The 574-nt window shown below is 46.7% G+C and carries 1 pseudogene; it reads right to left on the bottom strand.

Features of this window, described 5'->3' with window-relative positions:
* A pseudogene (locus GFB48_RS17420) lies at positions 1-475 on the bottom strand (ribonuclease H); the annotation flags it as partial.
* Positions 476-574 lie beyond the last annotated feature (99 nt).

Here is a 574-nt window from a genome sequence, read left to right on the forward strand (position 1 = left end):
TTCCATCCTTGTCCTTTTTGACTAAGCTCGGAAAAATTGACTTGGTCTGATGCACAGCGTTGCTGATATAAACACCGTCAGTTTTTCCCTCGCATACGATTAGCGGCAACGCGTTTGCATAGAAGCGCGTGTAAATCAAAAATCTTCGATAAATAGCCAAATTCCCCGTTGGCTTCTTATCATTAGCCTGCTGCCCCGGATAATTATAAGGGTGCTTCCTTACATCGGTCCGAAATACGCTATCTACGGAATGAATGAAGCCCAACATCCCATGAAGCTGAGCCGGTGTTCCATCTGTACTGATCGTCTCTTGCTTACCAGTCGCGTCAACAATCTGACGTTTTATCGTATATTTTCCGTTCTTGACCAACGCCGCAACGTAGGCGCGCACAAGATAGCGATACTCACTTGTGACATTGACCCTCTTATTCACAACGAGACCAGTAACCTGCTGCCGCGAACTACGATATTGCATGCGGGTCTTCTTTTCATTGATCGAGAACCTACACTTTAGAATCAAGCGACGAAGCTCCTCCCCGACTTTCCAGCAATGCTCATTGGCTTCGTCACGGTA

Origin of the sequence: Paraferrimonas sp. SM1919, from assembly GCF_010993985.1 — a bacterium.
Taxonomy (GTDB): Bacteria; Pseudomonadota; Gammaproteobacteria; order Enterobacterales; family Shewanellaceae; genus SM1919.